This is a genomic window from Streptococcus sp. (assembly GCF_032481935.1).
GTDB lineage: Bacteria > Bacillota > Bacilli > Lactobacillales > Streptococcaceae > Streptococcus.
In genome coordinates this window covers 1-8,850 of record NZ_JAWERU010000057.1, presented here as the reverse complement: position 1 = coordinate 8,850, position 8,850 = coordinate 1, and the positions used below count along the sequence as shown (strand labels likewise).

Annotated in this window: 7 protein-coding genes and 1 pseudogene; 2 read left to right on the top strand and 6 right to left on the bottom strand. The window is 35.9% G+C overall.

Going from position 1 to position 8,850, the window contains the following annotated elements; translation table 11 throughout:
* Nucleotides 1-191: 191 nt before the first annotated feature.
* From E7C97_RS08635 to E7C97_RS08615, 5 genes and pseudogenes are all read right to left on the bottom strand, one after another.
* Nucleotides 192-833, bottom strand: a complete 642-nt coding sequence (locus E7C97_RS08635) for an ABC transporter ATP-binding protein (RefSeq protein WP_316108913.1) — start codon at nucleotides 831-833, stop codon at nucleotides 192-194.
* 1 nt (nucleotide 834) lies between these two features.
* A complete protein-coding gene (locus tag E7C97_RS08630; protein WP_316108912.1) occupies nucleotides 835-2,856 on the bottom strand; it encodes a bacteriocin-associated integral membrane family protein in 2,022 nt (673 codons plus the stop codon).
* Nucleotides 2,857-3,317: 461 nt separating this feature from the next.
* A pseudogene (locus E7C97_RS08625) lies at nucleotides 3,318-3,539 on the bottom strand (CHAP domain-containing protein); the annotation flags it as partial.
* Nucleotides 3,540-3,789: 250 nt separating this feature from the next.
* The gene (locus E7C97_RS08620) at nucleotides 3,790-5,106 is read right to left on the bottom strand and encodes a beta-carotene 15,15'-monooxygenase (protein ID WP_316108910.1); all 1,317 of its coding nucleotides are present in this window, start codon (nucleotides 5,104-5,106) and stop codon (nucleotides 3,790-3,792) included.
* A 17-nt stretch (nucleotides 5,107-5,123) separates the two neighbouring features.
* The gene (locus E7C97_RS08615) at nucleotides 5,124-5,855 is read right to left on the bottom strand and encodes an ABC transporter ATP-binding protein (protein WP_316108909.1); all 732 of its coding nucleotides are present in this window, start codon (nucleotides 5,853-5,855) and stop codon (nucleotides 5,124-5,126) included.
* Nucleotides 5,856-6,891: 1,036 nt separating this feature from the next.
* Between E7C97_RS08615 and E7C97_RS08610 the strand changes: the two genes are divergently transcribed.
* Nucleotides 6,892-7,056 carry a hypothetical protein gene (locus tag E7C97_RS08610; protein ID WP_000201399.1) on the top strand — a complete coding sequence of 55 codons (165 nt, stop codon included), beginning with the start codon at nucleotides 6,892-6,894 and terminating at the stop codon, nucleotides 7,054-7,056.
* 1 nt (nucleotide 7,057) lies between these two features.
* Nucleotides 7,058-7,666, top strand: a complete 609-nt coding sequence (locus E7C97_RS08605) for a hypothetical protein (protein ID WP_070846392.1) — start codon at nucleotides 7,058-7,060, stop codon at nucleotides 7,664-7,666.
* 34 nt (nucleotides 7,667-7,700) lie between these two features.
* Here E7C97_RS08605 and E7C97_RS08600 read toward each other — a convergent pair.
* The coding region (locus E7C97_RS08600; RefSeq protein WP_316108908.1) for a phage tail tip lysozyme at nucleotides 7,701-8,850 on the bottom strand (1,150 nt) is incomplete at its 5' end.

The following is an 8,850-nucleotide window of genomic DNA, read 5'->3' as shown; positions in this document are numbered from 1 at the left end:
CCTTCTTTCCTAGTTAATCTTTTTTCACTCCAATCCTACCAAATATTCCTTGAAAGAAGTATCACAACAAAAAAGAGAACGAGCCAAAACTGCGTTCTCAAATAATGTTGTGATTATAAACAAGTACTTCAGATATTCGGAATTTATGCTGTATATAATCAAAAACTTTCTTCTAACTGAATCTTACCATATCATCTATGTGATAAATCGGTAACTCGAATGGCTTGGTCCACTCGCTCCCAAATCAGGGGATTGTGGGTCGCAATAATAATGGTCCGATTCGGATTTTTTAGAGATTCTAGGATAGAAAGTAATTCCTCAGAGTTTTTGGGGTCTAGCGAAGCGGTCGGTTCATCTGCAAGAATCAAAGGCGGATCCTTTAAAATTATCTTCGCTAGCGCAACACGTTGTGCTTCTCCTCCTGATAACTCAAATATAGGTTGCTTTAAATCCAAGTAAGATAGGTTTACACGGTTTAAAGCTTGTTTCATCAATGAGATTTTCTCTTTTTCCTTCAACTTTTTACCAACTAAACCCAGATTGAGATTCTCTTTGACGGTTTGACTTTCAATTAAGCCAAAATCTTGAAATAAATATCCCAAGTAATCTCTAAAGAAAACAGAGGGCTTAATGTCTTTAAGAGAGGTGCCATCATAGATGATTTGCCCTTTGTCATATGGCTCTAATCGTCCAATCATATTCAAGAGGGTTGTCTTACCACAGCCACTTGTACCGATTAAGGCATAAATTTTCCCACCTTCAAAATGAAGATTAGTATCTGAAAATAACTCACGGCTTCCAAATTTTTTAGATATATTCTTTAGTTCAATCATCCTATTTTCCTTTCATAATGGTCATAGAAACACGAGATTCTTTCTGTGCTTGACGGTAGAGAGTCAGTATAGCACTAACGAGGAAGATCGATAAAGTTACCAATCCAATCACCACATCCCGACTACGCCAAATAAAGAGACTCGCACCGAATACAAAACTAGCAAATTGACTAATCATATACTGAGAGTGTGTTTCAAAAAATCGCAAACCAGAAATTCGTTTAATCAAAATCTCACGACGAAATTGTTCAAAATAAAGAAGATTGACAGAATAAAAGAGAAGCAAAGAACTCGCGATTCCAATAATAGCTCCTAAAATAAGGGTTAGAGTTTCTGTTTGAACCTCATAGTAACGTGCGAGGTAAACACTTCGCCCCTCCTTGAGGTAGGAGACTTGATCATAAATTCCTGCATTTTTCAAGAGTTTGATTCCATCTTCATATCCTTTGACAAAGATATTCTTACCAGCATTGATAGACCAACTAGATAAGGATGTAAAACTATCACCTGTAGAAGTCGGCGTAAATACCACTAAAATCGGATCAGTCAAATACTGAGTGGATACGGGATTCTCACCGTTATTATAAACAAACCGCTTTTCTCCCATTGAAAGATAACTAACGTGCGCTTTCATCTCATAATCCAAAGGAGCACTTGCCTCCTCACCAGATTTTCCATAATAACTCAAGCTTTCTTCAAAGATTTTTTTTAGTTCTGCTTCTCGAGATCGCAAATGTTCTGGGAGCAAGAGGACAAACTCACCTTTTTGGAGATGGGCTAACTTCTGTTTTGTCTCAGCATCTACCACGACCTTTTCCTTCTCCAAATAACTGGGACTAACATAGAGCGTATTAGCATCTGGACTATAGGTATCCAGTGTCTCTCCCTGTTCATTTTTTCCTTGTGGATTGGCAAAATGGAGCAGATTATCCTTTACATAAAGGGCTTGTTCTTCTTCGATTGCTTCCTTCGCAAAGGCATACCACTTGCTCTGACTTTCCGCATTTTTTCCTCTATCACCGAGCCCAAAGGAAATCTGGTAATAATCTGCTCGATCTTCCCAAGCTTGCTTGGATAGCTGGAGTTCCTGTAAACGCTGATAAGAAGTCAAGCCAGTCTTGACTGCAAAACCTACTGTAAAGACAGCAACCAACTGACATAGCAAGGTCAAGGTCATCAAACGTTTGAGAGGCAAACGTCCTTTTAACACAGGAACCAAAGCCTTGTAGCTCAAGCTCATCAAATAGAGCAGGCTCAGTACTAGCGAAATTCCCAATAAAAAGAGAAGATAAAGCCCGACTCCGATACTAAAGGTTGCTAAAAAAACGGGATAAAAGAGCCCTTGGCCGAGGAGGACAGCACCTCCCACTATAAGGGATCCTCCCCCAGATAAGCAAAGCCACTTGACGTCATCGTATAAGGCGCTTCCTATAATGGACAAGAGGGTCTGTCCTGAAAAGAGCTGAATCCCTGCAACCCGCATCTCCTTAATCCGGGTGATAATCACCATAGCAAAGAAAGCTAATCCAAATATAGCTAAACTAATCAATAACAACGGATTTAAAGCGATCCAAAAAGCTAAAAGATACGGAGGGGTTTTGCGGTCTGCAACCGCTTTATAACCTAAATCATCTAATTTTGCAGCTAATTTTTCCTTGGTCAATGAACCAGACAAGAGAAGGTAACTATTGAGAGGATCGCTCCGTTCTCGGCTTTCTTGGCTAGCCGCTTGAAACTCTTTTGGCAAGCCTCCCTGACCATAGGTCGCATAGGTGAAGTTGGTGCTTCCATCCTTACTCGGCTCTACTATCCGTCTTGCAATCAAACTCTGTTCTGAGTTTGCAAAATTCTCTAATTCCTGTTCAAATACCTCACGCGTTGGTTCCTGAGTATCCTTTTTGACACGAAGTAAGGAGACGGAATCATAGCTTGCATATAAATATTGTGGCGCACGTAAGACAATAATCCAAACAAAGAAAAAGCTGAGAAAAAAAGTTGATAGTAATATGAATAGTTTCTTCATTGTAGACTCCTTGTATAAGAGAATAACCCTATAGAACAAAGATTTTATGTTTTATAAATTCTTAGAATTATTTTCCTAGTTTAATCCATTACACCCTGAACACCAAGACAACAAATTTAATCCTTCCTCGTTTTGAAAACGGTTTCTTATAACTTAAGTATATCACTTTCTATGTAATCTATCAACATATTTTACTAAAATATTATTAGTAATAGAATTTTACATTTTCTTTAAAAATAGATGTCATTAACGAATTTTATTCAAGTTTTTCCCATTCATATTATCCAAGAAAAAAAGATGACTTACAGAACCTGTAAGCCACCTAGTCAGTCGGTTTATTCTGGTGTCTGCCACCGCTTGGCCCTTACGTCCAAGATTGCTATCGAATTGACCATGAGTCGACCACTCATTTATAGGCATATTGTATCTTTAAATAGCTACAATTTCAAGTGTAAACTCTTCTATCTTGTCGTATAGGCAAAACTTATCGCGCTATCGGCTTGAGAGATTTTTCTAAAGGTATAGTTAGGGTTTCCGCCATAGTTGGTTTAAAACACGAGGAAAGAACCATCATCATAGACTTTCTCTCCAAAAGCCACATGACAATAGTCTGCTGGTGTGCCATGTGTACCTCCTACAAAAGAAACAATGGCACCTGCTCTTGGTGTAGAAACAGTTTCACCACAGAAAAAGATGTTTAGCCTATAATGAAGGTGAACAATACCAATCCGTTATCTTTAATAAGGCTTTTCCTAGCCTGTATGTAAAACTGCATGAACAAGAGTCATGAGATAACTCGAATATGCCTTGAGCATGAAAATATCTTACTAGTAGCCTCTTGTTCTATTGTTCAAATAGTTAACAGGAGGTTTTTATAATGGAAGTCATGATTGAAACGTGTCTGTATTCTTTTGAATCAGTAACTATTCCAATTTATCTATCTCGAAATATATAGAATCCCTTTGTAATACTATAAAAAACAACTAACAAAGAAATAACTATAAGACTCGGTTGCCAAAAACCCGATCTATCTACTACACTTTGGCCTAAAAGTTGGCCAATAAAGCTAACTAAAATTAAAATAATTAAATTGAAAATTACTGATACTAATAAAATTAACACCGAATGTATTAGTGCCTCGCCTATACGTATTTTAAAAAGTTGTGATCTTGACACTCCCAGTGTCTTTAACTGTTTAATGTCTTCAATATCTTTATTAGAAGATAAAATTGTAAGAGAAATAGAACTAGTAATAATCAGAATAATTGGAGCAGACAGATAAGCAATAAAGGAAGCTCTTGCTTCGAGTACACCGTTTGCTTTATTCATGAATGAATACATATTTTGGGTGTAAAGAATAAACCCAGAAATGAGAGTTACTCCCATGCTCATTGAAGTTTGTATACTTTTCAAATAACTAGGATTGGATAGTAGATTCCAAAAGCCTGTATTGATTACATAATTTTCAGTTGGAAATATCCTCATTAAAAATTTTATTAGAAACACTTGAATTGATGGAGATAGTGATTGAATAATAAGGATGTGAATAATTAATAAAAATAATATTATGCTTGACTGTGTTGAAATTATTTCTTTATTTCTGCTAAAACTTGCTGAAACAATAAAACCTATACATAGTAACCATAGGATTAAACGAACAGAGATGTTAATAACACCAGTTACTGTAACTTTTCTTTTTTTCTTTTTTGGTTTTAATATTGATGATATTTTAAGTATTCGACTTGAATAAAAGTAAGCCCCTATCCCTACAATTGTTGGGACTATAAAAACACTCAATAAAATTGATTGAATGTTGGCTGTAATAACTAAATCAGGTAACTCATCTCTTCCTAATAAATTTTGTAAAAATTTGTAGTAACTATCTGCCATGATAAATGAAAGTATTGTACCAATACTACTAACAATCACTGCCATTAAATAAAACTGTCCAGATACTAATAAAGATAGCTGAGTTCTGCTTGCGCCTAGGGTAGCCCATAATTGGTAATCCTTTTTAAAGATATCTATTAGCAGTCTTATATTATTTGAAATAAGGAAAAATAGAGTAGTCCCGCCAAAAACTATTAGCATTTGAAAAAGTTGTGAAGCGTTAATATTAGCAGTCTTTATTGCACTAGCAATACCAAATAAAGATGTTCCAACAATCAGGCTAGATACAAATAGTAATGGTATTGTTCCTAACCATTGTCTTTTTGAGTACTGAAATTGGTAAATGATTAATTTTAGCATAATATATCCTCCTCAAATTAATCTTTACTACTTTCAAGTGCTTGGTAGAGCTCATCAGCTGAAGGTTTAATAATTTGTCGAGATATTTTTCCGTCTTTTAAAATGAGTGCTCTGTCAGTTTTTGAAGCCAACTCAATATCATGAGTGACCATAAGAACACATTTTCCTTGACTCGCTAAATTACGAAGTGTTTCAAAAATAAGTTTTCTTGAGACGCTGTCCAGAGCTCCTGTTGGCTCATCAGCAAAAATAATTTTACTATCAGCTATTATTGCACGAGTAATAGCCACTTTTTGCTGTTCTCCACCTGATAAGGTAGCAACTAATGATGATAGTTCTGCTTTAAAATTCAAACTATACAACATTTTTTTTACTTTATTGCTATCAACACTCTTTCCTGAGAGTCTCAGAGGAAGTGTAACATTTTCTAGTACAGGTAGAGCGGGTACCAGATTATAGTTTTGAAAAATAATTGCAATATCTTGCCTTCTAAATTTAGCAAGCTTCCCTTCTTTTAAGGTATATGGATTTATACCATTGATAACAACTTCGCCACTTGTTGGTTCAGATAAACTTGATAAGCAACTTAGCAAAGTAGACTTTCCAGAACCACTGACACCAAGTATTGATACAAATTCCCCATAATTGACAGATAAAGAAACATCTTTCAAAATAGAGACAGTTTTGTCTTGCCCTAACAAAAATTCTTTTGAAAGGTTTGAGACTTTAACAGCTACATTATTAACCATAATAAATCCTCCTGATTCCAGTGTCATCTTTGATTTAATTATACAATATTGGAATTCTATTAATATCAAGTAAGTAACTTATGAAACGTATTTTTAATGGATAAAATTTCTATTTCCTCTGGATCTCGAATAAAGGTCTTTAGCGAACTAAGAATTTTTTCTATTACTATAATAGTATCATAAACGAGGCTTAATTGAAAGCGTAATCATAACTCTATTAAGAGGTACAGCTATTCTATACAAAATTTAAACATAAAACTTAGGTATACTTAATAAATGAGAATTAAAGTTAGCTATAACGAAAATAGTAGCATATGTAAAACTCTAAGCAGGCAGAGCCTGCTAACTCATGACAGAAAAAGATGTTTAGCCTATAGTGTTGGCATTAAAAAATCCTCACACATCACGCAAGGAAATCGCTAAATAAAACAGGATTTGACCATGTCGGGATTAATTGCAGCACATTCCAAGGATCCAGCTTTTTCTTCTTTTTACAATCGAATTTCCCAAAGAGTAAGTAAGATGAAAGTCGTCATTGCTCGTGCTCATAAGATTCTCAGAATCATTTACAAACTACTCTCCACCAAGCATACTTATCAAAAGAGAAGGGGCTAGGACTGAGGAAACAGTTCTAACGCCAAAACTAAAAAATTTCAATTACACGCTAGCACAGGAAGTGATTTTTTGCGCTTTTTTACTGTTTTTCAAATAAAAAAATGACTTACTGAACCTGTAAGCCACCTAATCAGTCGGTTTATTCTGGTGTCTGCCACCGCTTGGCCCTTACGTCCAAGATTGCTATCGGATTTCGTTCTGGTGTCCGCCACCGGCTTGGCCCTTATGTCCAAGATTACTATCAGATTGACCATGAGCCGACCACTCATTTACACCATTATTCTAACGAATATGAGCTACAAATGCAAGAGAAAAACTTATTTTGGATTTATACACTATAGAAAACATACACTATCTTCAGATTGAACTTTTGTTCAAAATAAGCTATAATGAATTTAAGTAGAAACAGGAGGTAGAACAAATGGCTACAATCAGTTTAACACGTGATATAAAACTAACAAACGAAGATGCTCTAAAAATTCTTAATCATAAACCATCTAAAAAGCTACAAGCAGTCTTGAAATCTATTGAATCACAGGACGCTACCGCTCCAACGAAAAATAAACTCATTTCAAAGTATCTGTAAGATGACAATTCAAGTAACACCACTTAAGCAATATCTTGAAAATATTCAAGTGCTAGCTCCTGATAAAACTGAGAAACAAGTTCAGGAGCTATTTAAAACTATCATTTTAGAAAATGTTGATTTCAACGGTAATGAAGAGATGTTGACTTATCTATCTGATAAAGCCCCCAATTTTGAAAAACAACATCGTTCTCGTAATTTTATCGTTGAAGAAACTGAAACAAATAACATCATAGGATTCTTTAGTTTATCTCTCAAAGTTGTTGATATTTCTGATTTAGAGAAATCCTTAAAAAAGAAACTCGTCCTAAAAGGGAAAAGTCCCAAAAATATTGATTATCTCCCTGTGTTACTTATCGGTCAATTCGGCAAAAACACAAAGCTAAATAAACTATCAGGACAAGAGTTATTTGAAATTGTAATTCAAAAAATTGAAGAATTTCGAGCAATTGTGGGAACTCAGATGGTATTTTTAGATAGTATCAATCATCCTAAAGTCATTCAATTTTATGAACAGTTCGGATTTGTTACTTACAGTCAATTGATTAAAGACGATCATCAAGTAACTTATCAGCCTATGGCATTAAATATGTCACTCTATAAAAAATAAGAATCATGTCACCGAAACTGATGACATGATTCTTTTATTTCACCGTATAGGCAAAACTGATGGCACTATCTGCTTGAGAGATTTTTCTAAAGGTATAGTTAGGGCTGCCACCATAGTTGGTTTCAGACACAAGGAAAGAACCATCATCATAGACCTTCTCTACAAAAGCCACATGACCATAGTCTGCTGGTGTGCCATGTGTACCTCCTACAAAAGAAACAATGGCACCTGCTCTTGGTGTAGAGCCAGTTTCCCCACCAAGACTTGAAGCTGTCGCAACCCAGTCCTGACCATTTCCCATGGTATTAATGATTGAAATCTTCTCTCCATTACTTCCTTTTAATTTTAAGCCTAATTGATTCATACGAGCCGCAACACCCCATGTACATTGCCCATAGGCATAGGCCATAGCATCTCCTCCACCAGGAACAGAATTCTCATACAAGTCTCCACGGACACCTTCAAGGGATTGCGGGTCACTCTTTGCATGCCCTCCATTTGTTTGGCTAAAGCCTTTTTCAATTTGGTAATACCATTCCGTTGCTCTGGTTTGTCTTTCCAGTAGTTTGTCACCAGAATTTCCCTCCCAATAGGTAAGGAAGAGTTGGGCTAGATTGGCTGCACTACCCGTATTTCCAAAGAAATCCTTTAACCAACTTTGATAGTAAGGACTATCCCCGTGAAGCATAAAATCAAGTTGGAGGTCTAAATCATACCACTTCTTATTTTTGATATGTGCATAATTCAATAAAGCTGTATGACGTGTTGAACCATCTGCGGTATCCGTCCATTGACCTAACCCCAAACCTCTATGAAGGATATTAGGATAAGCACCACTATAAATGGCTGGCCCTCCTATCGCTAACCAGGTTTCATCATCCCATGAGGAATCGGTAGCGCCAACAGGAGGAGATAAATAATCTCCCTCAGCTCGTTTAGGATTGATAGAAGACTCTACAGACCAATTTCCTAAAATTGCCGCAATGGCTTGGGGACTTGCTCCTTTAGATTTCAAAAACTCATAAATATGTTTCGCTCGTTCAAACTCATCTCCACCAAACTGACCAATGGCAGGTAAGATAGTTGTCTGAAGTTGAATGACTTTTGGAAAATAAAATTGCGGATTGACATACACCAATTTTTCTTTCTTGTTTTTATACTTTTGATAGGAAACTTTCAAACCT